Here is a 25,386-nt window from a genome sequence, read left to right as displayed (position 1 = left end):
CGGGCCTGCCGCGCCGCCGTCCAGCGGTCGCGCTGCAGGGCGATGCGCTTGAGCACTTCACGCTGCTGGGGCGTGGCCGTGGCCCAGCGCGCTTCGCGTTGCAGGGCCGCCAGGGCCGTCAAGGGCGCGGAGGCCTCGGACGTTGCCGAGGCCGCGCCGGTCATTGCAGAGGTATTCACAGCTTCTCCTTGATCACGGCCCAGTCGCGTGCCAGTTCGGCCCGGGTGAGCGCAAACGGCTGGCTGGACTTGCGCAGGAACGACAGCAGCAACGCCAGCGCCCCCGCCCAGGCCAGCAACCACACCCCGGCAATCACCCAGGCGACGACAGAGCGTTCGGGCGAATCCCAGAACTGGATCAGCACCGCCAGCGACAGCAGCACCAGGGCCACGATGGTCAGACCGCCCAGCACCACGCCCAGCACAAAGATGGCTTGCAGGCGTTGCTTCTGGGCACTCCACTCCAGGCGCGCCAGCGCAATACGGTCTTCCGCCGCCATGGCGCCCTCATTCAGATTGGCCCGCAAGCGGGCTGACAGACTCTCCAATCCAATCGCAGACATCCAATTCACGGCAGACTTCCTTTACACAGACCAGGGTTTGACAGGCAGGGTGTCGGGCGCACCGCTCAGCGGCGTGCCAGCAAGAAGCCGATCAAAGCACCCACGGCCAGCGCCGCACCGGCCACGCGCCAGGGTTCGTCGTGCGCATAGCGGTCTGCGGCATAGGCCGCTTCCTTGGCCTGGCGTGCCGCTTCCTGGGCGGCATGCACTGCGGATTCACGTGCGTGGTAGACGCCGTCGTCCAGCTTCTGGCGCAGCACGTTGATTTGGGGGATGGAGTCTAGGTCCTTGCTGGCCAGCAGGCCGCGCACATCGGTGACCAGCTTTTCCAGATCAGCCTGGGCAGAAGAAACAGTGTCGGAAACAGAAAACGCCATGGTGCACGCCTTTCTTATGGTGGTGGGACAAAGGAAAACGAAGCGGCACGGTGCAGGCCCGCAGGCTGCTGCCGCTCCATGGAAAGCATCTTAGCGAATGCAGCGCCCCCCACCAAGCAACGCGGCGCTTGCCGCAGCGCTGGGCCATGCGGGGGCGGCAGCATCAGGGCTGCGACGGCAGGTGTGGCAGCACCGCCTCGGCCACCGCCAGGCAGCTGGTCAGCCCCGGGGATTCGATGCCGAACAGGTTGACCAGCCCCGGCACGCCATGCGTGGCCGGACCCTGGATGCAGAAGTCGGCCGCAGCCTCGTGCGGGCCGGAAATCTTGGGGCGGATGCCCGCATAGCCGGGCGCCAGACTGCCGTCCTGCAGCGCGGGCCAGTACTTGCGCACCTCGGCATAGAAGCCGTCACCGCGCTGCGGGTCCACCTGCAGGTGGCTGGGGTCGTCCACCCATTGCACGTCCGGACCGAACTTGGCCTGCCCGCCCAGATCCAGCGTCAGGTGCACGCCCAGGCCGGCGGCCTCGGGCACGGGATAGATCAAGTGGCTGAACGGCGCGCGCCCGCTGAGGGTGAAATAGCTGCCCTTGGCGTAATAGGCCGTGGGCACATGGGCGGCATCCAGCCCCTGGATGCGGGCCGCCACGCCCGGGGCCCACAGGCCTGCGGCGTTCACCACTTCCTGCGCCAGCAGCTCGGTGCCGTCCTCGGTGCGCAGCAAAATCCCGCCCTCTTCCACCTGGGCCGACGCCAGCGGGGACAGCAGCGCCACGGCGCCGCCCGCATGTTCCAGATCGCCCTGCAGCGCCAGCATCAGGCCATGGCTGTCGACGATGCCGGTGCTGGGCGACAGCAGCGCGGCGTGGCAGGCCAGCGCAGGCTCCAGCGCCTGGGCCTGCGCGCGGGTCAGCATCAGCAGGTCGTCCACGCCGTTGGCGGCGGCCTTCTGGCGGATCCCCTCCAGCTGCGCCACCTGCTCGGCGCTGGTCGCCACGATCAGCTTGCCACAGCGGCGGAACTCCACCCCACGCTCGGCGCAGTAGGTGTACAGCAGTTCCTTGCCCCGCACGCACAGCCGGGCCTTGAGCGAGCCGGCCGGGTAATAGATACCGGCATGGATCACCTCGCTGTTGCGCGAGCTGGTGCCCGTGCCAATGGCGTCGGCCGCCTCCAGCACCACCACTTCACGCCCTGTCTGCGCCAGGGCGCGGGCCACGGCCAGCCCTACCACCCCCGCGCCAATGACCACGGTTTGCACCTGATCGACCATGTTCTGTCTCTCCCTTTATTGGTATGGATGCACACGGCCCACCCGCCTGATTCAGGCCGCCGGTGGCGCCGCTGCCGCTTGACGCCCTTGCAGCGCCAGGGCCCATTCTCCCACCACTGCGGGGCCCTTTCGGCCAGCTTCAGGCCACCGCTGCATGGCCCCCGAAACGTGTTGCACCGCCCGGCCCAACCGGTTGTCGCCGCTTTTAATACTTTCTTAATTCTTACATTCAAAAATAGGAAGTTTTTTGCAAAATTTCAATTAAATCAATAACTTAGATTGATTGATGCAAGTCAAACCGGCACCCTGGCAAGGCGTCCAACAATGCCATCACCCAACGATGGATGTGAAAACGATGGCAGATCCCAACCCCTCCCCCCTGATGCAGAACCAGGGCACCAGCAAACGCACTTTTCTGCAGGAACTGGTGGCCCTGGCCACCACCTTCGGTCTGGCCGGAACCGCCCAGGCGGCCCTGCCGGGTGACCCCGGCTTTCAGCCCGCACGCCGCCCGGGCATGCCGGGCAAGCGCTTTGGCATGCTGGTGGACATGCGCAAGTGCATCGGCTGCCAGGCCTGCACGGTGAGCTGCTCGGTCGAGAACCACCCGCCGATTGGCCAGTTCCGCACCACCGTGCTGCAGTACGAGGTGGAACAACCCGGCGGCAGCGCCCCCGCCATGGTCAGCCTGCCCCGGCTGTGCAACCACTGTGACGAGCCGCCCTGCGTGCCCGTGTGCCCCGTGCAGGCCACCTTCCAGCGCACCGACGGCATCGTGCTGGTGGACAACGAGCGCTGCGTGGGCTGCGGTTACTGCGTGCAGGCCTGCCCCTACGACGCGCGCTTCATCAACCACGAGACTCAGACCGCCGACAAGTGCACCTTCTGCGAGCACCGGCTGGAGGCCGGGCTGCTGCCCGCCTGCGTGGAAAGCTGCGTGGGCGGTGCACGCGTGATCGGCGACCTGAACGACCCGCACAGCGCCATCAACCAGCGCATGACCGAGCACCAGGACGAGCTCAAGGTGCTCAAGCCCGAGATGAACACCGCCCCACGCGTGTTCTACATCGGCCTGCCCGAGGCCTTTGTCCACGGCATCGACGGCCAGGCCAGCGTGCGCCTGGTGGCTGAACATTGAAGGAGCCCACGATGCAGATCATTGAACTCCTGACCCCCGCCTACGAAGCCGCCTGGCTGCCCTGGGCCGTGCAGTATTTCTTTCTGGTGGGCGTGGCCACGGGCGCAGCCCTGCTGGCCTGCGCCTGCGTGTTCGGCGCACCCGGCAGCCCAGCCAGCGCGTGCTGCCCGCCCTGCTGCTGACCCTGGCGGTCAGCGTGGTCGCGGCCCCCGTGTCGCTGCTGGCCGACCTGCACCAGCCAGCCCGCTTCTGGCACTTCTACGCGCACTTCACGCCCTGGTCGTGGATGTCCGTGGGGGCGCTGCTGCTGCCGGTGTTCGTCACCCTCAGCGTGGCCCTGCTGGCCAGCTGGTGGCTGGGCCGCCCGGGCTGGATGCGCGCCATTGCCCCGCTGCTGGTGCTGTCGGCGCTGAGCATCACGGTCTACACCGGCGCGGAAATGATGGTGATCCGCTCGCGGCCACTGTGGAACACGCTGTGGGTGCCCCTCAACCTGGCCCTGACCGGCTGGCTGGCCACCGTCGGCTGCACCCTGGTGCTGGAACGCTTTCTGCCCACCCCGCTGCGCGCCGGCCACGCCGGCCTGCAACTGCTGCGCAGCCTGGCGCTGGCCCTGGCAGCACTGCTGGTGCTCGTGGCGCTGGCCTGGGCCCTCAGCGGCCTGCTGGGCCACAACGCCTCGTTCAACGCGGCCCTGCGCCTGTGGCAGGACTTCCCGGTCTGGCGCCTGACCCTGCTGGGCTCGGCCGTGTTCGGGGCCCTGGTGCTGGGGGCGCTGCTGCGCGGCCAGCACCGCCTGCATGCCCGCGGCTACACGCTGGTGCTCGGCCTGGGGCTGGCGGCCAGTGCCTGGGCGTTCCGCTGGGCGCTGTTCATGGGCGTGCAGGGCGTGCCCAAGTTCGGCGCGGGCCTGTACCTGTACCACATGCCCCTGGGCGGCGACGGCCTGCTGGGCATGGTGGGCGTGGCGGGGCTGTGCGTGGCCCTGGTGGCCCTGACCACCTGGGCACTGGAGCTGTTCCCGGCCCGCCGCACCGCCGCCTGAGGGCACCCCGCCCATTTCCATCCAATTGGCATTTCACCCAGTATTGACGGGCGCCAGCAGCTATCAAAACAGATAGCCCTATGGGCTGGCGCCTGCCTTCTCCGCAGCTGCAAGGGCAGACCATGACCGACAAACAACATTCCCCCGCACACCCCGAAGAGACCGATGCCGCCCGCCGCCGCCTGCTGCTGCGTGGCGGGGCTGTGGCCGGCGGCCTGGCCGCCTTTGCCGCCGGCTATGGCGAAACCCTGGCCCGCGGCGCCAAGGGCCTGGTGGCTGGCACCTCCGGCACCAGCACGGCCAGCGCCACGCGCGGCAACTCGCTGACCCCGGAATTCCGCATCGACCCCGCCACCAGCCAGTTGAGCACCCAGCCCGGCCAGGTGGTCAGCCCCTCGTCCTGCCTGGGCTGCTGGACCCAGTGCGGCGTGCGCCTGCGCGTGGACAGCGCCAACAACCAGATCCTGCGCATTGCCGGCAACCCCTACCACCCGCTGGCCACCACCAACCCCGCGCCCATGGAAACCCCGGTGCGCGAGGTCTATGCCATGCTGGGCGGCGACAACGGCCTGGAAGGGCGCGCCACCAGCTGCGCCCGCGGCTCGGCCATGCTGGCGCACCAGACCGCACAGCACCGCGTGCTGGCCCCGCTCAAGCGCGTGGGCCCGCGCGGCGCCGGCCGGTGGCAGAGCATTTCGCTGGAACAGCTGGTGAAGGAAATCAGCGAAGGCGGCGACCTGTTCGGCGAAGGCCATGTGGAGGGCCTGGCGGCCATCCGCGACACGCGCACGCTGATCGATCCCGAGAACCCCGAGTACGGCCCCAAGGCCAACCAGCTGCTGGTGACCGATGCCTCCAATGAAGGCCGCACCCCGCTGATCAACCGCTTTGCACGCCAGGCCTTTGGCACGGTGAACGTGGCCAACCACGGCGCGTACTGCGGCCAAAGCTACCGCGTGGGCACGGCGGCGGCGCTGGGCGACATCCCCGGCATGCCCCACGGCAAGCCGGACTGGAAGCACTCGCGCTTCGGCCTGTTCATCGGCACGGCGCCGGCCCAGGCGGGCAACCCCTTCCAGCGCCAGGGCCGCGAGCTGGCCGAGGCCCGCTCACGCAAGGAGCAGACCTACCGTTACGTGGTGGTCTCGCCCGTGCTGCCCACCTCCTCCAGCCTGGCCGCCGGTGACAACAACCGCTGGCTGCCCATCAAGCCGGCCACCGACCTGGCCCTGGCCATGGCGCTGATCCGCTGGATCATCGACCACGAGCGCTACGACGCCCAGTTCCTCACGCAACCCGGCCCGGCCGCCATGGCCGCCGCGGGCGAGGCCAGCTGGAGCAACGCCACCCACCTGCTGATCAATGACCCCCAACACCCGCGCTATGGCCAGTTCCTGCGCGGGGCCGACCTGGGACTGCCCATGCCCGAGCCGGTGGACGAGAAGACCCCGGCCGAAGACGTCTATGTGGTGCAGGTGGCCGATGGCAATGGCGGCTTCAAGCTGGTGCCCCACACCGTGGCCCAGCCGGCGGAGCTGGTGGTGGAGCGCGCATTCACCCCGCTGCAGGCCGCCGACGCGACCGAAGCCCCCGCACCCATCGCCGTGTGCACCGCCTTCGTCAAGCTGCGCGAGGAAGCGCGCCGCAAGACGCTGCAGGAATATTCTGAGCTGTGCGGCGTACCGGTGCAGGACATCGAAGAGTTGGCGCGCGAGTTCACCAGCCATGGCAAGCAGGCCGTGGCCAACTCCCACGGCGGCACCATGAGCGGGGCGGGCTTTTACACCGCCTACGCCATCGCCATGCTGAACAACCTGATCGGCAACCTCAACGTCAAGGGCGGCTGGGTGATGGATGCCGGGCCTTTCGGCCCCTTCGGCCCCGGCCCGTGCTACAACTTCGCGCAGTTCCCGGGCGCGGTCAAGCCCACCGGCGTGACCTTGTCGCGCACCCGCTTCCCGTACGAGAAGACCAGCGAGTTCCAGCGCAAGAAGGCCGCGGGGGAGAACCCCTACCCCGCCAAGGCCCCGTGGTACCCGGCCCCAGGTGGCCTGTCCAGCGAGATGCTGGCCGCCGGCCTGCTGGGCTATCCCTACCCGGTCAAGGCCTGGATCAACCACATGAGCAATCCCATGTACGCGATCGCCGGCTTCGAGAACACGCTGGCCGAGGCCATCAAAGACCCGAAGAAGCTACCGCTGTTCGTGTCCATCGACCCCTTCATCAACGAGACCTCGGCCCTGGCCGACTACATCGTCCCCGACACCGTCACCTACGAAAGCTGGGGCATCGGCGCGCCCTGGGCCGATGTGATTGCCAAGAGCAGCACCGTGCGCTGGCCCACCGTGGAGGCGGCCACCGCCAAGACGGCCGACGGCCGCCCTGTCAGCTTCGAGAGCTTCGTGTTTGCACTGGCCCGGCAACTGCAGCTGCCCGGTTTTGGCAAGAACGCCATGTCCACCAAGGACGGCCAGCCGCTGGACCTGGACAACGCGGAAGACTTCTACCTGCGCGGCATGTGCAACATCGCCTACCAGGCGGGCCGGCCTGTGCCCGAGGCCAGCGACGATGACATCGCCCTGACCGGGCTGGGCCGCTGGATGCCCGCGCTGGAACAGCGCCTCCAGCCCGAGGAAGTGCGCCGCGTGGCCATGGTGATGAGCCGGGGCGGCCGCTTCGACAAGGTGGACGATGCCTGGAAGGGCGACCAGCTCAAGCAGGCCGCCAAGTTCCCCGTGCAACTGTGGCACGAGGGGCTGGCCAAGATGCGCCACTCCATGACCGGCGAGCGCTATGTGGGCTGCCCCACCTGGTACCCCACCCGCTTCGCCGACGGCAGCAGCATGCGCGAACACTTCCCCACGCAGGACTGGCCGCTGAGCATGAGCAGCTACAAGTCCAACCTGATGAGCAGCATGTCGATCGCCGCGCCGCGCCTGCGCCAGGTGCACCCGCACAACCCCATCAGCCTGCACAAGGCCGATGCGGCCAAGCTGGGGATTGCCAATGGCGACAGGATCGAGGTGCGCACGCCCGGCGCCCGCCTGGAGGGCGTGGCCCTGGTGCGCGAGGGCATTGCCCAGGGCGCGATTGCGATCGAGTACGGCTATGGCCACAAGCAGTTGGGGGCCGTGGCCCACACCGTGGATGGCCAGCCCACCCACGCCAACCCGCAGCACGCCAACGGCGTGAACCTGAACCAGCTGGGCTTTGCCGACCCTACGCGCCCGGCCAAGGACAATGTGTGGATCGACTGGGTCTCCGGCGCCATGGTGCGGCAGGGGCTGCCGGTGCGGGTGCGCAAGCTCTGACAGGGCTCGGCGGCAGGCCGTGCCACACAGTCCGCCCACCGGCCATGCCGGTGGGTTTTTTTACGGTGGTACGCCCTGGGGGCCAGTCGCGGCGCTCACTCCTGCACGGCGGAGTTCAGGCTGCGGTAATGCGCCTCCAGCATTGCCTGGAATTCGTGGGCGGGAATCGGCCGGGAATACAGATAGCCCTGGGCGTAATCGCAGCCCATCTCTTTGAGCAGATCGCGCTGCTGCTCCGTCTCCACCCCTTCGGCGATCACCTTCAGCCCGACCTTGTGGGCCATCATGATGATGGCCTCGCACAAGGCCTGGGTCTCGTTGCCGGGAGCCAGGTTGCTGGTGAAGGACTTGTCGATCTTCAGGTAATCGATGTCGAACTTGGTCAGGTAGGACAGCGAGGAATACCCCGTGCCGAAATCATCGATGGCCACCTGGATGCCGGCGTCGCGGAAGGCCAGCAGTTTCTCCTCAATGAACGGCTCCTGCCGCAGCAGCAGGCCCTCGGTGATTTCCGCGACGATGTGCTTGCCGGGCAGCTCCAGGGTCTCCAGCAGCCTGACCCAATCCAGGTGCTCGGGGCTGCGGTCGCGGAACTGCACCGGCGACTTGTTGATGCTGATAGCCAGGTCGTCACCAACGATGGACAGCCATTTCTTGGCGTTCTGCGCTGCCCGCAAGAAGATCCAGCCGCCGATCTCCACAATCGCCCCGATGTCCTCGGCGATCGGGATGAACACCGCGGGACTGATGAAACCGTGGGTGGGGTGCCGCCAGCGCAACAGCGCCTCGGCCTTGTGGATTCGGCCCGTGGCCAGCTCCACGATCGGCTGGTAGTAATCCTTGAACTGATTGAGCGCCATCGCCTGGCGCAGATCGCGCACCAGCTGCATGCGCTGCAGCGCAGACTCCTGCATCGAGGCGGTAAAAAAACGGAAGCAGTGGCGCCCCTCGTTCTTGGCCGCGTACATCGCCTGGTCGGAGTGGCGCAGCATCTCGACGGCATCGCCGGCATCGTCGGGATAAATGCTGATCCCCAGGCTGGCGGTGCTGTAGACCTGCTCGTCCCCCAGGGCATAGGGGCACGCCAGCTGGTCGAGGACCTTCTGCGCCAGCTCGGTCAGGTGGGTCACATCGGCCAGATCGGCGATCAGGATGCAGAACTCATCGCCCCCCAGGCGGGCCACGGTGTCCGACTCGCGCACGCTGCGCCGGATGCGGGCACCGGCCTGGATGATCAGTTGGTCGCCCACCGGGTGACCCAGGGTGTCGTTGACTTCCTTGAAATGGTCCAGATCGATGAAGATCAGCGCCACCTTGTGATGACTGCGCTCGACCCGCTTGAGCACATCCGTCAGGCGGTCGTTGAGCAGCAGCCGGTTGGGCAGCTGGGTCAGGCTGTCGTAGTTGGCCTGCTGCCAGATGGCATCGTTGGCGATCTTGCTTTCGGTGATGTCGATGTGCGTGCCATTCATCACCAGGGGCAACCCCTCGGGGGTTCTGGAGATCAGCCGGCCGCGGTCGGACACCCACACCCAGTGCCCGTCCTTGTGTCGCATGCGCATCTCACTCTCGTAATACTGGGTCTTGCGCGCAAGTGCAGCTCCAGCCGTTCCATCGTCGGCGCCAGGTCGTCCGGGTGGGTGAGCCGGGTCCAGGTGTCCACCGTCCAGGGCCGGATTTCCTCCAGGGTATAGCCCAGCATCTGCGCCCAACGCTCGTTGAAGACACACGCACCGGTCTGCACATTCCACTCCCAGGTGCCGGCCCGTGTGGCATCCAGGATTTCCTGCAAGCGGCTGCGCTCCAGCCCCAACTGGCTGGCCTGGGCCTGGATTTCCGTGGTCTTCTTCTTCACCGCCACCCGCAGCAACCAGATCCACAGCGCCAGAACGCCCCCCAGCGCCGCAATCGCCAGCAAGCCGTATTGCACCAACTGTGAATACGACAGCCGGTGGACCGGGCGCCCCTTCCACTTTTTTTCCAGGGCCTCGCGCGCCTCCAGCGGAATGGCTGCCATGCCACGCTCCACCAACTCCAGGGTGGCCAGGTCGTTCTTTCGGACAGCACGTCGAAAATCATCAAAATAAAAAGAAAATGCCTTGCGAATGTGTTTATCGGCATCCATCAGGTACAGGTAATAATCCGCCGGATATTCATCCATGCAAAATATTTTTATTTTTTTCGCCAGCGTATCGCTGATCATCTGGCGATACCCATCGTAGGTCTGCAAACCGCCAACCCCAGCCGCATTCAGCTTGGCGATGCACGCATCCCCTTTTTGCACGCCGACCACAAAACCGGACAGCTCGCGCGGTGACGAAATGCCGACGATGCCATCCAGGGTGTAGATATTGGCATTCACCCGTTCATAAGGCTGGGAAAAGCTGTAGGCGTCTTCGCGCTCCGGCGTGCGGAAGATCATTTCGATCACATCCGCCTGGCCATTCAATAGCTGCTGCTGGGCATCGCCCCAGGATGTGGCCACCAGGTTCACGCGCACGCCGGTTTGCTGCTCCCACAGCGCCCAAAGGTCTGCGATATAGCCCACCGTGTTGCCGCTGGCATCCTTGAACAGGTAGGGTGGGTAATTGTCATCCCCCACCACCGTGATGGTGCGCGCCTGCAGATTGCCAAGCAGGCACAGGGCCATGAAAAGACCCCTGCAAATGGAAAACCAGCATTTACTTTTTTTCATTTATAGACCGATGCAATATCTTTCCACAAGCCATTGATTGGATGGTGCGACTCGGCAGTCCGAGGCTCGCGCCATGGCATCTAAAAATAAAATGAATTCGGTTTTCCGACCTCTCTGCATCCCTGTATTGGCCGCAGCGCGGCTGAGTCCAGCAGCCCGCACCGCAAGCTGCGTGCCCGGTCCGGGACAGCCCCCTCGCTTGGGCCTGCAGGGACACGGGGTGTGCGCCACTTGGCCGCACCGTTTCAATTTGGCACGACAGGCTTTGTCTGGCAAGGCCGCCACAGCGCAAGGGACGGCCTGGATCAGGGCCATGCCCTTGACTTTCCCACGTCCCCCGCCGTGCCCCCGGCACGCGCTAGCCGCCGATCGGCGTGCACAGCTCGATCAGCGTGCCGTCGGGGCTGCGCACATAGGCCACGACCTGACCCCAGGGTTTGCGCGTCGGCGCGGACAGCTGCACGGCCCCGGCCTGCAAAGCCCGGGTGTAAGCCTGCTCCACATCCTCGGTGACCAGCCCGATCTCCATGCCCAGGGGCTGGACAGACTCCGAAGCCGCCACATGCCCGCCAGGGAAATTGCCCTCGCCCAAGGCATGCGCGGCAAAGGCCAGGGTGGTGGCCCCGGTGTCCAGCTCGCCGTAGGTGCCGGATTCGTGCAAGAACTTCACAGCAAAACCGAATGCGTCGGAAAAAAACTGCAGAGAGGCCGCCACCTCCGGTACATAGACGATGGTGTATCCCAGTTTCATGGTGCTGTACTTTCTTGTTGACATGTGCGAGTGATGTCCCAAGGGTAACCCGGTGGCCGGTGCCTGCCCAGGCGGGCCGCCCGATGGCCACCGAAGTGCCCGACCTTCAGGGCCGGCACCGAGCTTGATGCGCATCAATTTATAGCCAAATCAGGCCCTGACGCACATCCAGCCAGCGCAAACAGCTATCAAACCTGATGAACGGTGACCCGCACGGCGCCACTGCGTTAATGGCTCCCGCCTACACTCGCCCACTACCTGCGCCAGACCGAATTTGCCCATGCACATCCTGATCGTCGAAGACAACCCCCTGGTGGCCAGCGGCCTCAAGAGCGGCTTGGAACTGCATGGTTTCACCTGCGACGTGGCCGCCACGCAAGCACAGGCTGGCAGCCACCTGGCCGCCAGCCACTTCGATGCCTGCGTACTGGACCTGGGCCTGCCCGACGGGAACGGTCTGGACCTGCTGCGTGCCTGGCGCGGCCGTGGCAAGGACCTGCCCGTGCTGATCCTGACGGCACGCAGCAGCCTGGAAGACAAGGTGGCCGGCTTCCAGACCGGCACCGACGACTACCTGACCAAGCCCTTCGACCTGCAGGAGCTGGCCCTGCGGCTGCAGGCCCTGCTGCGCCGCGCGGCGGGCCGGGCCAGCGATGCGCTGACGCTGGGCGATTGCCAGATCAACCCCGCCACCTGCGAAGCCTGGCGCGACGGCCAGGCCATCGAACTGTCGCGCCGTGAATGGGCCTTGCTAACCGCCCTGCTGCAGGCCCGGGGCCGGATCCTCAGCCCCGCGCAACTGCACGACAGCCTGTATGGCTTCGACCTGGACGTGGGCAGCAACACCGTCAACGTGCACGTGCACCACCTGCGCAAAAAGCTGGGCAATGACACCATTGAAACAGTGCGTGGCCTGGGTTTTCGACTGGGCGCGCGTTACTGCGCGCACGCTGCATGAGCACGCACCGCCATTCCGACCCGGTCCAGCCCGTGGCTGCACTGCAGACCGCGCCCAAGAGCCTGCGCTTGCGGCTGGTCGTCGCACTGAGCCTGACCCTGTGCATGCTGTGGGGCAGCGTGGCGGCCTGGATGTTCCCCACCATGCAGCGCGAGCTGCGCCTGGTGCTGGACAACCGACTGATTGCCTCAGCCAAGATGGTCGCCGGTCTGGCACACCAGTTCCAGCAGCAGGACACGCCGCTGGGCGCCCACCACACAGCCCTGCAATCCGTCATCGGCCGCGACGGCGTGGCCTGCGAAGTCAGCCTGGTGCGCAGCGAGGTCGACATCGTGCCGCTGGCGCGCACCGACAACAGTCCCGGTTTCAGCCCTGCCCCCAGCGGTTTTGGCCAGATCGAAAAAGGCGGCAAGCTGTGGCGCACCTATGTGCTCGAGGACCGCGGCATCCGCATCGCCACCGCCGACCGGCTGGATGTGCGCGATCAGCTGGTGACCGCATTCGCTCGCACCCTGGTGCTGCCCTTTGTGCTGTCGCTGGTGGGCGTGGTGGTGCTGAGCTGGTGGATCACAGGTTGGTGCCTGCAGCCCCTGCGACAGCTGGGACAGGTGCTGGCCCAACGCCCACCGCAGGACCCCAGCCCCGTTCAGATCGGGCTGGACACGGTGGAGCTGGCACCGCTGACCCGCAATCTGAACCAGTTGCTGGCGCGCATGGATGCGGCCCTGGAACACGAACGCCGCTGGACCGCCGATGCGGCCCATGAACTGCGCACGCCGCTCACCGCCATCAAGACCCACACGCAAATCGCCCAATTGGTGCTGGAACGCCAGGCTGCGACCGAGTGCACGCAGGCCCGGCAGGCACTGGCGCAGGCGCACGCGGGCATCGAGCACATGCACGCCACGCTGGAACAATTGCTGCAGCTGGCCCAACTGGAAAACACCTGCAACGCCACCGCGCCCGCCAGTTGCGCCAGCGGCCCGCACATCGTGGCCGCCCTGCGCCAGGCGACCAACCAATCCCTGGAACGCGCGCGCAGACTGGCTGCCCAGGGGCAGCAGCCCATGCCCCAGTTGCACACCGCGGTGGACGCCATGCTGGAAAGCGCCGAAGCCTGGCAGTTGCACCTGCCCCCGGCTTTGCTGACCTGCGCCATCACCAACCTGCTGGACAATGCGCTGCGCCACCACCGTGGCCCCCTGCCCGTGACCGTGCGCATGCAGTTGCACAGCGCCAGCACACCGGGCGCGCCAGGCTCACTGGTGGTGAGCGTCGAGGACCACGGCGCTGGCCTGAACACCGAGGAACGCAGCCAGGCCCTGCAGCGCTTTTGGCGCAAGGCAGCCAACTCCGCTGGCAGCGGGCTGGGACTGACCATCGTGCAACGCATTGCCCACAGCGCCGGAGGGCGCTTGCAGTTGCAAGCACATGCCGACGGCACCCCTGGCCTGTGTGCCCAGCTGCATCTGCCGGCACAGCCTCCCACCGCGCCCCCCGCGAACCTGCCGTGGCACCAGCCCTCTCCCATGGATGAGACCTGCATGGGCTTGCCCCTCCAGGCGCGCAAGCCAATAGTCAACAAAAAACCCTCTTGAACCAGAGATTCAAGAGGGCTGTCAGATGGTGCGTGATACATGGATCGAACATGTGACCCCTGCCGTGTGAAGGCAGTGCTCTACCGCTGAGCTAATCACGCAGTGCCAGCATTGCTGCTGACTTTAAATTGTGGTGCGTGATACATGGATCGAACATGTGACCCCTGCCGTGTGAAGGCAGTGCTCTACCGCTGAGCTAATCACGCAGTGCCAGCATCGCTGCTGACTTTAAATTGTGGTGCGTGATACATGGATCGAACATGTGACCCCTGCCGTGTGAAGGCAGTGCTCTACCGCTGAGCTAATCACGCAGAACCAGCATCGCTGCAGGCTCAAAATTTGGTGGGTGATACATGGATCGAACATGTGACCCCTGCCGTGTGAAGGCAGTGCTCTACCGCTGAGCTAATCACCCGTTTGTCAGTGTTCCGACAAGACTTAGATTATGTCACAGCTTGCGCCGCGTCTTTTCCAATTCGCCAAATAGTTTTGCCACCGGACGATTTGTCCAGATCGGCCAGCACGGCGTCGTGCGCGGCCAACTCCTGCTCGTTGGCCTTGAGCACGGGCAGCACCATGGCACGCAGATCCAGCACGGGCAGCGCATCGCTGGTCTCTTGCTCCTGCGGCGACTCGTCATCTTCCGGCATGACCAGGGCATTCTGCCCGCGCGTCATGTTGATGTAGACGTCGGCCAGCAATTCCGCATCCAGCAGCGCACCGTGCAGGGTCCGGCCACTGTTGTCCACATCCAGTCGCGAGCACAGCGCATCCAGGGAATTGCGCTTGCCAGGGAACATCTCTTTGGCCATGGCCAAAGAGTCGGTGATGCCTTCTACATAATGGGTCAGCGGCGGCAGGCCCAACAACGAGAATTCCTTGTTCAGGAAGCCCACGTCGAACGGCGCGTTGTGGATGATCAGCTCCGCCCCTTGCAGGTAGGCCAGGATGTCCTGGACCATGGCCTCGAACTTGGGCTTGTCGCTCAGAAACTCGGTGGTCAGGCCGTGGACGCGCAGGGCATCGGGGTGGCTATCGCGCCCGGGGTTGAAATACAGGTGCAGGTTATTGCCCGTGAGCTTGCGGTTGACCAGCTCCACGCAGCCCAGCTCAATGATGCGATCCCCGCCCTCTGCGGACAGGCCCGTGGTTTCGGTATCCAGAACAACGAGGCGCGACATAGGTCAGTGGTTTTCCTTGGCGTGGTTGATGGAGTACTTGGGGATCTCCACCACCAGATCCTTCTGCGCCACGATGGCCTGACAGCTCAGGCGCGACTGGGGCTCCAGCCCCCAGGCGCGGTCCAGCAGGTCCTCTTCCTCTTCCTCGGCATCGTTCAGCGAGTTGAAGCCTTCACGCACGATCACATGGCAGGTGGTGCAGGCACAGCTCATGTCGCACGCATGCTCGATCTTGATGTTGTGGTCCAGCAAGGCTTCGCAGATCGAGGTACCTGCGGGCGCTTCGATCTCAGCGCCAGCCGGGCAGTATTCGGGGTGGGGAAGAATTTTGATTACAGCCATGTTCTTATGAATCAAGTAAGAGATTGGACGTTCTTGCCAGCCAGCGCATCACGAATGCCGCGGTTCATGCGCTCTGCCGCAAAAGCTTCCGTGCCTTTGGCCAGGGCCTGCGTGGCCGCTTCGATCACCGCCGCATCGGCCGCGGTCACCGTGGCACGCAGCGCATCCATCAAAGCCGTGATTTCACCACGCTGTGCCGGCGACAGCAGATCACCATCGGCAGTCAGCGCACTCTGGGTTGCCAGCAGCATGCGATCGGCATCCACGCGCGCCTCGACCAGGGCCCGGGCCTGCATGTCTTCCTGGGCGGTGCTGAAGCCTTCCTGCAGCATGCGTGCCACCTGGTCATCCGACAGGCCATAAGACGGCTTGACGGCCACCTGGGCTTCCACGCCGCTGACCTGCTCCTTGGCATGCACGGACAGCAGGCCGTCGGCATCCACCGTGAAGCTCACACGGATGCGTGCAGCGCCCGCCGCCATCGGCGGGATGCCGCGCAGCTCGAAACGCGCCAGGCTGCGGCAGTCCTGCACCAGATCGCGCTCGCCCTGCACCACATGGATGGCCATGGCGGTCTGGCCATCCTTGTAGGTCGTGAAGTCCTGGGCGCGCGCCGTGGGAATGGTTTCATTGCGGGCAATGATGCGCTCGACCAGCCCCCCCATGGTTTCCACACCCAGCGACAGCGGGATCACATCCAGCAGCAGCAATTCACCCGCGGCATTGTTGCCCGCCAGCTGGTTGGCCTGGATGGCAGCACCCAAGGCCACCACCTCATCCGGATTCAGATTGGTCAGGGGCTGCTTGCCAAACAGCTGGGCCACGGCCTCCTGCACCTGGGGCATGCGGGTCGAACCACCCACCATGACCACGCCCTGCACGTCCTCCACCGTCAACTCGGCATCACGCAGTGCCCGGCGCACCGCCTGCAGCGAGCGCTTGGTCAGGTGCTCGGTCGCTTGCGCGAAATCCGAGCGCGCCACCGCCTGCTGCAGGGCAGCGCCACTGGGCAACTGCACGGTGAATTCGGTGTGCTCCACATCCGTCAGGCGCTCCTTGCAGGCCTTGGCAGCCACCCGCAGGGCCGCCCAGTCCTCCGCCGACTGTGCCTGCACCCCGGTCTGTGCCAGCACCCACTGGGTCAGGGCAGCGTCATAGTCATCGCCACCCAGGGCCGAGTCACCCCCGGTGGAGATCACCTCGAACACGCCCTGGGTCAGGCGCAGCACAGAAATGTCAAAAGTGCCGCCGCCCAGGTCGTACACGGCGTAGGTGCCTTCGCTGGCGTTGTCCAGGCCATAGGCAATCGCTGCCGCCGTGGGTTCGTTGATCAGGCGCAGCAGGTTCAGGCCCGCCAGCTTGGCCGCATCCTTGGTGGCCTGGCGTTGCGCATCGTCAAAGTACGCGGGCACGGTGATGACCGCGCCGTAGAGGTCGTCGTTGAACGTGTCTTCCGCGCGGTAACGCAGCGTGGCCAGGATTTCGGCACTGATTTCCACGGGGCTCTTGGTGCCAGCGCGGGTCTGCAGGCTGACCATGCCCTGCTCGGCCTGCGGCTCGAAGGTGTAGGGCAGTTGCTGGACCTGCGCCCCCAGGTCGGACAGGCTGCGGCCCATGAAGCGCTTGACCGACACGATGGTGTTGGGCGCGTCCTCCACTTCGTGTCCACGCGCCTCGTAGCCAATCTGGCGCTTGCCTTCGGGGGCATAGCGCACCACGGACGGCAGCAACACCCGCCCTTGGTCATCCGGCAGGCACTCGGCCACGCCGTTGCGCACCGAGGCCACCAGGGAATGGGTCGTACCCAGGTCGATCCCCACCGCGATACGGCGCTGGTGGGGGTTGGGCGATTGACCGGGTTCGGAGATTTGCAATAAAGCCATGTTCATCAGTCTCTGTGTGAACGGAATGCTCCGCTCTGGACGCCCGCACCGGGGTGTGCTGGACGCGACGTTGCATGCAACGACTGGGTTATTGTTCCAGTTGCTCGCGGCGGCGTTCGATGTCTTGCGCAAAGCGCTCAACAAACATGAGGGATCTCACCACCTGCACGGCCTGCACCGCACCCTCCTGCGACGCCAGCAGGCGCTCGCAATTTTGAAGCATCTGACGCTTAACCAGCATGACCTCATCGGCCAAAGCATCCACATCCGCTTCGGAGTTGGCCTCTTCCAGCGCCTCACGCCACTCCATCTGCTGCATCAGGAATGCCGCAGGCATTGCCGTGTTGTCCTCGGCACGCACAGCCACGCCAAACAATTCGCACAGGTAGGCCGCGCGCTTGAGCGGGTGCTTCAGACGCTGGTAGGCCTCGTTGATACGCACCGACCATTGCATGGCAACCCGCTGCGCCACACCGCCTTCGCCAGCAAAGCGGTCGGGATGGGTCTGCTTTTGCAGCTCTTTCCAGCGCTCGTCCAGGACTGCGCGGTCCAGCGCAAACTGCCGGGGCAAGCCCATCAATTCGAAATCGTCAGACTGAAGGTTCATGTCAATAAAAAACCGCCAGCACTGCTGCAATGGCGGTTTGAAAAATCAGGGGCAGCACAACCGCCCTTTAGCAATCAGATCCGGAAGCTTTCTCCACAGCCACAGCGATCACGCTCATTGGGGTTGTGGAACTTGAAGCCCTCGTTCAAACCTTCGCGCACGAAGTCCAACTCCGTGCCGTCGATGTACGCCAAGCTCTTGGGATCGATCATCACCTTGATGCCATGGCTTTCGAACACCACATCCTCAGGCTCGGGCGCGTCCACGTACTCCAGCTTGTAAGCCAGACCGGAGCAGCCGGTGGTCTTGACCCCCAGACGCACCCCGATCCCCTTGCCACGCTTGGTGAGGTAACGCCCCACGTGGCGTGCAGCAGCATCCGTCAGCGTGACAGCCATGGTTATGCAGCCGAGGCAGTTTCGCTGTGCTTGGCGCGGTAGTCGTCGACCGCAGCCTTGATGGCATCTTCCGCCAGGATCGAGCAGTGCACCTTCACGGGGGGCAATGCCAGCTCCTCGGCGATCATGCTGTTCTTCAGCGCAGCCGCTTCGTCCAGCGTTTTGCCCTTCACCCACTCTGTCACCAGGGAGGACGAGGCAATCGCCGAGCCGCAACCATAGGTCTTGAAGCGCGCATCTTCGATCACGCCCGTTTCCGGGTTGACCTTGATCTGCAGCTTCATCACGTCACCGCAGGCGGGCGCACCCACCATACCGGTACCCACGCTGTCATCGCCTTTTTCAAACGAGCCAACGTTGCGGGGATTTTCGTAGTGGTCAATGACCTTGTCGGAGTAAGCCATGATGTCTACCTCTTCAAATTCAATCTATGTGACGGCTCAGTGCGCAGCCCACTGGATGGTGCTCAGGTCCACACCGTCCTTGTACATTTCCCACAGCGGGCTCAATTCGCGCAGCTTCTCTACGTTCTTGCGGATGGTCGCAATCGCGTAATCGATCTCTTCCTCGGTGGTGAAGCGGCCGATGGTCATGCGCAGCGAGCTGTGTGCCAACTCATCGCTGCGCCCCAGGGCGCGCAGGACATAGCTCGGCTCCAAGCTGGCCGAGGTGCATGCCGAACCCGAGGAAACGGCCAGGCCCTTGATACCCATGATCAGGGACTCACCTTCGACGTAGTTGAAGCTGATGTTCAGGTTGTGGGGCACGCGGTGCTCCATGTCCCCGTTCACGAACACCTGCTCGATGTCCTTTAGACCTTCCAGCAGGCGCTGCTGCAGGCGCTTGGCGTGGTCGAAGTCCTGCTGCATTTCTTCCTTGGCGATGCGGAAGGCTTCGCCCATGCCCACGATCTGGTGCGTGGGCAGGGTGCCCGAACGCATGCCGCGCTCATGGCCGCCACCGTGCATCTGGGCCTCCAGGCGCACGCGTGGCTTGCGGCGCACGTACAGCGCACCAATGCCCTTGGGTCCATAGGACTTGTGCGAAGCCAAGCTCATCAGGTCAATCGGCATGGTCTGCATGTCCAGCGGCATCTTGCCCGTGGCCTGTGCAGCATCCACGTGGAAGATGATGCCCTTCTCACGGCACAGATTGCCGATCGTGTTCAGGTCCTGGATCACGCCGATCTCGTTGTTCACGGCCATAACACTCACCAGGATGGTGTCGGGACGGATGGCTGCCTTGAACACATCCAGATCCAACAGGCCGTTTTCCTGCACGTCGAGGTAGGTCACCTCGAAGCCCTGACGCTCCAGCTCACGCATGGTGTCCAGCACGGCCTTGTGCTCGGTCTTCACGGTGATCAGGTGCTTGCCCTTGCCTTGGTAGAAGTGCGCGGCACCCTTGATCGCCAGGTTGTCAGATTCGGTGGCACCACTGGTCCACACGATTTCACGGGGGTCGGCATTGATCAGCTCCGCCACCTGGGTGCGGGCCTTTTCAATCGCTTCCTCCGCTTCCCAACCCCAGGCGTGGCTGCGCGATGCAGCATTGCCAAAGTGCTCACGCAGCCATGGGATCATGGCGTCCACCACGCGCGGATCGCAAGGTGTGGTCGCACCGTAGTCAAGGTAGATGGGGAAATGTGGGGTCATGTCCATGGCTGGCTCTACTGATATCTGTCTGGCAACGCCGGGGTTGCCGATTGAAAACTTGTCCTTGCCTGCCGAGCGCACCCGGCGGGCCGATCACACCATCAAGATTTGGCGAATACGTTGCCCAGTGCGAACACCGAGTTGGGGGCATTCACGCGGATCGGCTTGACCACGGGTGCGGTCGAGATGGCGCGACGCACCACGGGCTTGTCCTCGATCTGGATGCCCTTGGCTAACTGTTCATCAACCAGCTTCTGCAGCGTCACGGAGTCCAGGAACTCCACCATGCGCTGGTTCAGCGCAGACCACAGCTCGTGGGTCATGCAGCGACCGGCCTCACCCATACAGTTTTCTTTGCCACCACACTGGGTGGCATCGATGGGTTCGTCTACCGACACGATGATGTCAGCCACCGTGATTTCTGCAGCCTTGCGAGCCAGGGTGTAGCCACCACCAGGGCCACGGGTGGATTCCACCAGCTCATGACGACGCAGCTTGCCGAACAGCTGCTCCAGGTACGACAGGGAAATTTGCTGGCGCTGACTGATGGCAGCCAGCGTGACAGGACCATTGTTCTGGCGCAGTGCCAGATCGATCATGGCGGTGACCGCAAAGCGGCCTTTTGTTGTGAGACGCATCGTGAGCTCCTTCAGTCAGGCTGTTAGTTACAGAAACATCAATCGCGGTCAATCGGACTGATACCGTCTCCGCCCTTACTCAGCGCCCTGCCCGTAACCAGCAGGCGCAGAGCCCTTCTCCTAAGAAGTCTTTTGTTGTTGTTGAGTGATAACCCGAAGTATACCAGAAACCCCATCAATTTTGTCGGATACCGCCAATCAACGTCATCAACGCAAGCTATCAAGGAGAAAAAAGTGTTGAAAATCAAGCCCCAAACAGCTTCTGCTTGAGCACGGCCAGCTGGTCCCGCAGACGGGCTGCGGCCTCGAACTCCAGGTTCTTGGCATGCGCCAGCATGTCCTTTTCCAGTTTCTTGATGGCCTTGGCCAGGTCGGTCTCCGACATCACGACCTCGGCTTTGTGGCGCACCTGGGCCCGTGCCTGGTCGTCAGCCGCCCGGCCACTCTTTTCGCTATAGACCCCATCAATCAGGTCTTTCACTCGCTTGACAATCGCCTGCGGCTGGATGCCGTGCGCTTCGTTGTACGCGATCTGCTTGGCGCGGCGGCGCTCGGTTTCACCGATGGCCTTGCGCATGGAGTCGGTGATGCGATCGGCGTACAGGATGGCCTTGCCATGCAGGTTGCGCGCTGCGCGGCCAATCGTCTGGATCAGGCTGCGCTCGGCCCGCAGGAAGCCTTCCTTGTCGGCGTCCAAAATGGCCACCAGCGACACCTCGGGAATGTCCAGCCCCTCGCGCAGCAGGTTGATGCCGACCAGCACGTCAAACACCCCCAGGCGCAGGTCGCGGATGATCTCCACGCGCTCCACGGTGTCGATGTCCGAGTGCAGGTAGCGCACGCGCACGCCGTTCTCGGTCAGGTAGTCGGTCAACTGCTCAGCCATGCGCTTGGTCAGCGTGGTGATCAGCACCCGCTCCCCGCGCTGCTCGCGCAGGCGAATTTCCTGCAGCACATCGTCCACCTGGTGGGTGGCGGGCCGCACCTCGATCTCTGGGTCCACCAACCCCGTGGGGCGCACGACCTGGTCCACCACCTGCCCGGCGTGCGTCTTTTCGTAATCCGCGGGTGTGGCCGAGACAAAGATCACCTGGCGCATGCGCTGCTCGAACTCCTCGAACTTGAGCGGCCGGTTGTCCAGCGCCGACGGCAGGCGAAAGCCATACTCCACCAACGTGGTCTTGCGCTGCTTGTCGCCGTTGTACATGGCGTTGAGCTGACCGATCATCTGGTGACTCTCGTCCAGGAACATCAGCGCATCCCCGGGCAGGTAGTCGGTCAGCGTGCTCGGTGGCTCGCCGGGCGCAGCACCTGACAGGTGGCGCGTGTAGTTCTCAATGCCCTTGCAGTGCCCCACCTCGCTCAGCATCTCCAGGTCAAAGCGGGTGCGCTGCTCCAGGCGCTGCGCCTCCACCAGCTTGCCCATGTCCACCAGTTGCTTGCTGCGCTCGCGCAGCTCTTCCTTGATGGTCTCGACGGCCGCCAGCACCTTGTCGCGCGGCGTGACGTAGTGGCTGCTGGGGTAGACCGTGAAGCGGGGGATGCCCTGGCGGATGCGCCCGGTCAGCGGGTCGAACAATTGCAGGCTGTCGACCTCATCGTCAAACAGCTCGATGCGCAGCGCCAGCTCGGAGTTTTCCGCTGGGAACACATCGATGGTGTCGCCGCGCACACGGAACGTGCCGCGCGAGAAATCCTGGTCGTTGCGCTGGTACTGCATGCGGATCAGCTGGGCGATGACATCGCGCTGGTTCATGCGGTCGCCAGTGCGCACCGTCATGATCATTTGGTGGTAGCTCTCGGGCTCACCAATGCCGTAGATGGCCGACACCGTGGCCACGATGACCACATCGCGCCGCTCCATCAGGCTCTTGGTGCACGACAGGCGCATCTGCTCAATGTGCTCGTTGATGGCGCTGTCCTTCTCGATGAACAGGTCGCGCTGCGGCACATAGGCCTCGGGCTGGTAGTAGTCGTAGTAGCTGACGAAGTATTCCACCGCGTTCTTGGGAAAGAACTCGCGGAATTCGCTGTACAACTGGGCCGCCAGGGTCTTGTTCGGCGCAAAGATGATGGCGGGCCGCCCCAGGCGCGCGATCACATTGGCCATGGTGAAGGTCTTGCCCGAGCCCGTCACGCCCAGCAGCGTCTGGAAGGCCTCACCATCCTGCACACCCTCCACCAGTTTGGCGATCGCCGACGGCTGGTCGCCTGCCGGCGGATACGGCTGAAACAGCTCAAACGGCGAGCCGTCAAAGTGGGCAAAAGTGCCTTCTGGCGCAGCGGTGCTGGTGGATTCTTGCATAGCGTTATGTCCGGCGCGCATGGCGCACCCGGGAGTAAAATGCCGAGTTAACCCTCGAGCCTAACCCATCAGGTGGGGGCCCTTAGCGTTATATCTACCCCTCAAGGACGATTCATGTCTCTGTTTACCGCCGTCGAAATGGCCCCCCGCGACCCCATCCTGGGTCTGAACGATCAATTTGCCGCCGACACCAATCCCAACAAGGTCAATCTGGGCGTGGGCGTGTACTTCGACGACAACGGCAAGCTGCCCCTGCTGCAATGCGTGCAGGCCGCGGAAAAGGCCATGATGGACAAGCCCGCCGCGCGCGGCTACCTGCCCATCGACGGTATTGCGGCCTACGACAACGCCGTCAAGGGCCTGGTGTTTGGCGCCGACTCCGACGTGGTCACCTCCGGCCGTGTCTCCACCGTGCAGGCCATCGGCGGCACGGGCGGCCTGAAGATCGGCGCCGACTTCCTGAAGAAGATCAGCCCCAACGCCAAGGTGCTGATCTCCAACCCCAGCTGGAAAACCACAAGGCCATCTTCACCAATGCGGGCTTTGAAGTCGGCACCTACGCCTACTACGACGCTGCCACCCGCTCGGTCGACTTCGCCGGCATGCTGGCCGACCTGAACGCCGCCGCCGCCGGCACCATCGTGGTGCTGCACGCCTGCTGCCACAACCCCACCGGCTACGACATCACCGCCGCCCAGTGGGATGAAGTGATCGCCGTCGTCCAGGCCAAGGGCCTGGTCGCCTTCCTGGACATGGCCTACCAGGGCTTTGGCCACGGCATCGCCGAAGACGGCGCCGTGATCGGCAAGTTCGTGGCCGCCGGCCTGAACATCTTCGTGTCCACCTCCTTCTCCAAGAGCTTCAGCCTGTACGGCGAGCGCGTGGGCGCCCTGTCCGTGGTCGCCAACGACAAGGAAGAAGCCGCGCGCGTGCTGTCGCAGCTGAAGATCGTCATCCGCACCAACTACTCCAACCCACCCACCCACGGTGGTGCGGTCGTGGCTGCCGTGCTGAACAACCCCGAGTTGCGCGCCCTGTGGGAAAAGGAACTGGCCGAAATGCGCGTGCGCATCAAGGAAATGCGCCAAAAGCTGGTGGACGGCCTGAAAGCCGCCGGCGTGACCCAGGACATGTCCTTCATCACCACGCAGATCGGCATGTTCTCGTACTCCGGCCTGTCCAAGGACCAGATGGTGCGCCTGCGCTCCGAATTCGGCGTCTACGGCACCGACACCGGTCGCATGTGCGTGGCCGCGCTGAACAGCAAGAACATCGAACACGTCTGCAAGTCGATTGCCGCCGTGATCTAAGGGACCGCGCTGTCCACGCAAAAAGCCACCTGCGGGTGGCTTTTTTGATGGCAGGAGTATTCAAAATACGTAGCTGGTTGCGCTGATCGCACAAGGGATTTCTTATGTTTAGCGTCTGAAACCTTGTGTTGACCAGCGCCAGCAGCTATCAAAACCACGAATCGACGCCCAGGCGTCAACCCTGAACGCTGCGCTAGTTTACAAAACCGGCATGCACACCACACCGACCCTGCAGCCGCTCAGCGGCACCCACATCCTGAGCCTGGCGCTGAACCTGCCCGGCCCCGCCGCCCTCATGCGCTGCCGCGACATGGGCGCGCACTGCACCAAGCTGGAGCCCCCCGCGCCCGCCGCACAGCCCAGCGCCGACCCCATGCACAGCTACAGCCCCGCGGCCTACGCCCAGTTGCATGCCGGCATGCAGGTCCTGCACGCGGACCTGAAAAGCACCGCCGGCCAAGCCACGCTGCACCAGGCGCTGGAGCAGACCGACGTGCTGCTCACCTCCTTCCGCCCCGCTGCCCTGGACAAGCTGGGGCTGTCCTGGGACAGCCTGCACGCCCGCCATCCACGGCTGTGCATGGTGCGCATCTTCGGCAGCACCGACCCCGACGAAGCCAACCACGCCGGGCACGACCTGACCTACCAGGCCCAGGCTGGCCTGACCGATGACGGCCACCTGCCCGCCAGCCTGTTCGCCGACATGGCCGGCGCCGTCATGGGCAGCGAGGCCGTGCTGCAAACCCTGCTGCAACGCAGCCGCAGCGGCCACGGCCACTGTCTGGATGTCGGCCTGGCCCAGGCCGCGCAATGGCTGGCACTGCCGCGCCACTGGGGCATGACCACGCCGGGCGGTGATGTCGGCGGCGCCCACGCCGGCTACCGCATGTACCGCTGCGCCGATGGCTGGGTCGCCCTGGCGGCGCTGGAGCCGCACTTTGCCCAGCGCATCGCCCAGTTGGCCGGGCTGGCGCAGCGCGACGGCAGCCTGGACAGCATGCACCACCGCAGTTCTCACACCGCGCTGGAGCATTTTTTTGCGCCCCTCCACTGTGAACAGCTGGCAGCGATGGCAGCACAAAGCGATATCCCCCTACATGTGATTCCCACACAGGACAAATAATCTTTGTCAAGCAGGAGGCATTGATTTGAAACTATGACCTGAGCCTTTGCGCAAGCAACGAACTATCTCCATCGCCCCGTGGCCTGACCCGCATTGGGATCGGCCCCCACCTTGGAGTTTCCAGTGCCGAGCAATGACCATCGCACGATCCACCATGGCAGGTTTCTGCCTGGAGGCCATGCACCAAGCCTTGACCTGCCGGCCCAAGCTGGCAGCGGGCGCCGTGCGTCCCTGGC

General features: G+C 64.5%; 18 protein-coding genes, 4 tRNA genes and 3 pseudogenes. 7 read left to right on the top strand and 18 right to left on the bottom strand.

The features are described 5' to 3' along the window. Positions 1 to 175: 175 nt before the first annotated feature. The 3 genes from SJH88_RS01615 to SJH88_RS01605 form a co-directional block, all read right to left on the bottom strand. Positions 176 to 571 (bottom strand): phage holin family protein, encoded by a 396-nt coding sequence (locus SJH88_RS01615; protein WP_042417775.1) that lies wholly within the window; start codon positions 569 to 571, stop codon positions 176 to 178. Positions 572 to 627: 56 nt separating this feature from the next. After that, entirely contained in the window at positions 628 to 939 is a 312-nt protein-coding gene (locus SJH88_RS01610; RefSeq protein WP_042417772.1) for an ElaB/YgaM/YqjD family protein, read from the bottom strand. A gap of 163 nt (positions 940 to 1,102) precedes the next feature. Beyond that, the gene (locus SJH88_RS01605) at positions 1,103 to 2,212 is read right to left on the bottom strand and encodes an NAD(P)/FAD-dependent oxidoreductase (RefSeq protein ID WP_274753432.1); all 1,110 of its coding nucleotides are present in this window, start codon (positions 2,210 to 2,212) and stop codon (positions 1,103 to 1,105) included. Between the two features lie 355 nt (positions 2,213 to 2,567). On the opposite strand from SJH88_RS01605, the gene dsrO reads away from it, so the two are divergent. The 3 genes and pseudogenes from dsrO (at position 2,568) to SJH88_RS01590 (ending at position 7,706) form a co-directional block, all read left to right on the top strand. After that, positions 2,568 to 3,350: a sulfate reduction electron transfer complex DsrMKJOP subunit DsrO gene (gene dsrO / locus SJH88_RS01600; protein WP_274753431.1), complete on the top strand. Its 783-nt coding sequence runs from the start codon at positions 2,568 to 2,570 to the stop codon at positions 3,348 to 3,350. An 11-nt stretch (positions 3,351 to 3,361) separates the two neighbouring features. Further along, positions 3,362 to 4,395 (top strand): annotated as a pseudogene (gene nrfD, locus SJH88_RS01595) (NrfD/PsrC family molybdoenzyme membrane anchor subunit). A 122-nt stretch (positions 4,396 to 4,517) separates the two neighbouring features. Beyond that, complete coding sequence (locus tag SJH88_RS01590; RefSeq protein WP_274753430.1) at positions 4,518 to 7,706, top strand: tetrathionate reductase subunit A; 3,189 nt, start codon at positions 4,518 to 4,520, stop codon at positions 7,704 to 7,706. 98 nt (positions 7,707 to 7,804) lie between these two features. Here the strand turns inward: SJH88_RS01590 and SJH88_RS01580 are convergent. Both SJH88_RS01580 and SJH88_RS01575 read right to left on the bottom strand, forming a co-directional pair. Continuing rightward, positions 7,805 to 10,387: pseudogene (locus SJH88_RS01580) on the bottom strand (transporter substrate-binding domain-containing protein); the annotation flags it as partial. A 372-nt stretch (positions 10,388 to 10,759) separates the two neighbouring features. Then, entirely contained in the window at positions 10,760 to 11,152 is a 393-nt protein-coding gene (locus SJH88_RS01575; RefSeq protein ID WP_045266715.1) for a VOC family protein, read from the bottom strand. Between the two features lie 280 nt (positions 11,153 to 11,432). Between SJH88_RS01575 and SJH88_RS01570 the strand changes: the two genes are divergently transcribed. Together SJH88_RS01570 and SJH88_RS01565 are read left to right on the top strand one after the other, a co-directional pair. Further along, the gene (locus tag SJH88_RS01570; RefSeq protein ID WP_274753429.1) at positions 11,433 to 12,110 is read left to right on the top strand and encodes a response regulator; all 678 of its coding nucleotides are present in this window, start codon (positions 11,433 to 11,435) and stop codon (positions 12,108 to 12,110) included. After that, entirely contained in the window at positions 12,107 to 13,708 is a 1,602-nt protein-coding gene (locus SJH88_RS01565) for an ATP-binding protein (RefSeq protein ID WP_274753428.1), read from the top strand. The genes SJH88_RS01570 and SJH88_RS01565 overlap by 4 nt, the downstream gene beginning before the upstream one ends. 26 nt (positions 13,709 to 13,734) lie before the next feature. Here SJH88_RS01565 and SJH88_RS01560 read toward each other — a convergent pair. From SJH88_RS01560 to uvrB, 13 genes are all read right to left on the bottom strand, one after another. After that, a tRNA-Val gene (locus SJH88_RS01560) sits at positions 13,735 to 13,809 on the bottom strand. A gap of 30 nt (positions 13,810 to 13,839) precedes the next feature. After that, a tRNA-Val gene (locus SJH88_RS01555) sits at positions 13,840 to 13,914 on the bottom strand. A 30-nt stretch (positions 13,915 to 13,944) separates the two neighbouring features. Further along, positions 13,945 to 14,019, bottom strand: a tRNA-Val gene (locus tag SJH88_RS01550). Positions 14,020 to 14,048: 29 nt separating this feature from the next. After that, positions 14,049 to 14,123: transfer RNA gene (locus tag SJH88_RS01545), tRNA-Val, on the bottom strand. 28 nt (positions 14,124 to 14,151) lie between these two features. After that, positions 14,152 to 14,889: a DNA polymerase III subunit epsilon gene (gene dnaQ, locus SJH88_RS01540; protein ID WP_274753427.1), complete on the bottom strand. Its 738-nt coding sequence runs from the start codon at positions 14,887 to 14,889 to the stop codon at positions 14,152 to 14,154. A 3-nt stretch (positions 14,890 to 14,892) separates the two neighbouring features. Beyond that, positions 14,893 to 15,231 carry an ISC system 2Fe-2S type ferredoxin gene (gene fdx, locus SJH88_RS01535; RefSeq protein ID WP_042412781.1) on the bottom strand — a complete coding sequence of 113 codons (339 nt, stop codon included), beginning with the start codon at positions 15,229 to 15,231 and terminating at the stop codon, positions 14,893 to 14,895. An 11-nt stretch (positions 15,232 to 15,242) separates the two neighbouring features. Beyond that, positions 15,243 to 17,114, bottom strand: coding sequence for a Fe-S protein assembly chaperone HscA (hscA, locus tag SJH88_RS01530; RefSeq protein WP_274753426.1), 1,872 nt, complete (start codon positions 17,112 to 17,114; stop codon positions 15,243 to 15,245). Positions 17,115 to 17,202: 88 nt separating this feature from the next. Further along, positions 17,203 to 17,721, bottom strand: coding sequence for a Fe-S protein assembly co-chaperone HscB (gene hscB / locus SJH88_RS01525; RefSeq protein ID WP_274753425.1), 519 nt, complete (start codon positions 17,719 to 17,721; stop codon positions 17,203 to 17,205). Between the two features lie 74 nt (positions 17,722 to 17,795). Then, positions 17,796 to 18,119, bottom strand: a complete 324-nt coding sequence (gene iscA, locus SJH88_RS01520; RefSeq protein ID WP_042412779.1) for an iron-sulfur cluster assembly protein IscA — start codon at positions 18,117 to 18,119, stop codon at positions 17,796 to 17,798. Positions 18,120 to 18,121: 2 nt separating this feature from the next. Next, a complete protein-coding gene (gene iscU, locus SJH88_RS01515; RefSeq protein WP_043377907.1) occupies positions 18,122 to 18,523 on the bottom strand; it encodes a Fe-S cluster assembly scaffold IscU in 402 nt (133 codons plus the stop codon). Between the two features lie 36 nt (positions 18,524 to 18,559). Further along, positions 18,560 to 19,780 carry an IscS subfamily cysteine desulfurase gene (locus SJH88_RS01510; RefSeq protein WP_270152361.1) on the bottom strand — a complete coding sequence of 407 codons (1,221 nt, stop codon included), beginning with the start codon at positions 19,778 to 19,780 and terminating at the stop codon, positions 18,560 to 18,562. A gap of 95 nt (positions 19,781 to 19,875) precedes the next feature. Then, positions 19,876 to 20,412 carry a Fe-S cluster assembly transcriptional regulator IscR gene (iscR, locus tag SJH88_RS01505; protein ID WP_042412774.1) on the bottom strand — a complete coding sequence of 179 codons (537 nt, stop codon included), beginning with the start codon at positions 20,410 to 20,412 and terminating at the stop codon, positions 19,876 to 19,878. 244 nt (positions 20,413 to 20,656) lie between these two features. Further along, positions 20,657 to 22,717: an excinuclease ABC subunit UvrB gene (uvrB, locus tag SJH88_RS01500; RefSeq protein WP_274753424.1), complete on the bottom strand. Its 2,061-nt coding sequence runs from the start codon at positions 22,715 to 22,717 to the stop codon at positions 20,657 to 20,659. Positions 22,718 to 22,831: 114 nt separating this feature from the next. Between uvrB and SJH88_RS01495 the strand changes: the two are divergent. Together SJH88_RS01495 and SJH88_RS01490 are read left to right on the top strand one after the other, a co-directional pair. Beyond that, positions 22,832 to 24,027 (top strand): annotated as a pseudogene (locus SJH88_RS01495) (amino acid aminotransferase). A gap of 211 nt (positions 24,028 to 24,238) precedes the next feature. Beyond that, positions 24,239 to 25,150, top strand: a complete 912-nt coding sequence (locus tag SJH88_RS01490) for a CoA transferase (protein ID WP_274753423.1) — start codon at positions 24,239 to 24,241, stop codon at positions 25,148 to 25,150. Positions 25,151 to 25,386: the final 236 nt, after the last annotated feature.

The organism is Comamonas sp. GCA5 (assembly GCF_036541385.1).
In the GTDB taxonomy this organism is placed as follows: Bacteria; Pseudomonadota; Gammaproteobacteria; order Burkholderiales; family Burkholderiaceae_C; genus Comamonas; species Comamonas aquatica.
Note: the sequence above shows the minus strand (reverse complement) of the source record. Positions and strands in the feature narration are given on the sequence as shown.

Bases quoted from the DNA above. Each gene is read 5' to 3' on its own strand.
- SJH88_RS01510 (WP_270152361.1), bottom strand. From the start codon at position 19,780: ATGGACATGACCCCACATTTCCCCATCTACCTTGACTACGGTGCGACC.
- SJH88_RS01575 (WP_045266715.1), bottom strand. From the start codon at position 11,152: ATGAAACTGGGATACACCATCGTCTATGTACCGGAGGTGGCGGCCTCT.
- SJH88_RS01490 (WP_274753423.1), top strand. From the start codon at position 24,239: ATGCACACCACACCGACCCTGCAGCCGCTCAGCGGCACCCACATCCTG.
- SJH88_RS01565 (WP_274753428.1), top strand. From the start codon at position 12,107: ATGAGCACGCACCGCCATTCCGACCCGGTCCAGCCCGTGGCTGCACTG.
- iscU (WP_043377907.1), bottom strand. From the start codon at position 18,523: ATGGCTTACTCCGACAAGGTCATTGACCACTACGAAAATCCCCGCAAC.
- dnaQ (WP_274753427.1), bottom strand. From the start codon at position 14,889: ATGTCGCGCCTCGTTGTTCTGGATACCGAAACCACGGGCCTGTCCGCA.
- iscA (WP_042412779.1), bottom strand. From the start codon at position 18,119: ATGGCTGTCACGCTGACGGATGCTGCTGCACGCCACGTGGGGCGTTAC.
- SJH88_RS01605 (WP_274753432.1), bottom strand. From the start codon at position 2,212: ATGGTCGATCAGGTGCAAACCGTGGTCATTGGCGCGGGGGTGGTAGGG.
- hscA (WP_274753426.1), bottom strand. From the start codon at position 17,114: ATGGCTTTATTGCAAATCTCCGAACCCGGTCAATCGCCCAACCCCCAC.
- SJH88_RS01570 (WP_274753429.1), top strand. From the start codon at position 11,433: ATGCACATCCTGATCGTCGAAGACAACCCCCTGGTGGCCAGCGGCCTC.
- SJH88_RS01610 (WP_042417772.1), bottom strand. From the start codon at position 939: ATGGCGTTTTCTGTTTCCGACACTGTTTCTTCTGCCCAGGCTGATCTG.
- iscR (WP_042412774.1), bottom strand. From the start codon at position 20,412: ATGCGTCTCACAACAAAAGGCCGCTTTGCGGTCACCGCCATGATCGAT.
- hscB (WP_274753425.1), bottom strand. From the start codon at position 17,721: ATGAACCTTCAGTCTGACGATTTCGAATTGATGGGCTTGCCCCGGCAG.
- SJH88_RS01590 (WP_274753430.1), top strand. From the start codon at position 4,518: ATGACCGACAAACAACATTCCCCCGCACACCCCGAAGAGACCGATGCC.
- dsrO (WP_274753431.1), top strand. From the start codon at position 2,568: ATGGCAGATCCCAACCCCTCCCCCCTGATGCAGAACCAGGGCACCAGC.
- uvrB (WP_274753424.1), bottom strand. From the start codon at position 22,717: ATGCAAGAATCCACCAGCACCGCTGCGCCAGAAGGCACTTTTGCCCAC.
- fdx (WP_042412781.1), bottom strand. From the start codon at position 15,231: ATGGCTGTAATCAAAATTCTTCCCCACCCCGAATACTGCCCGGCTGGC.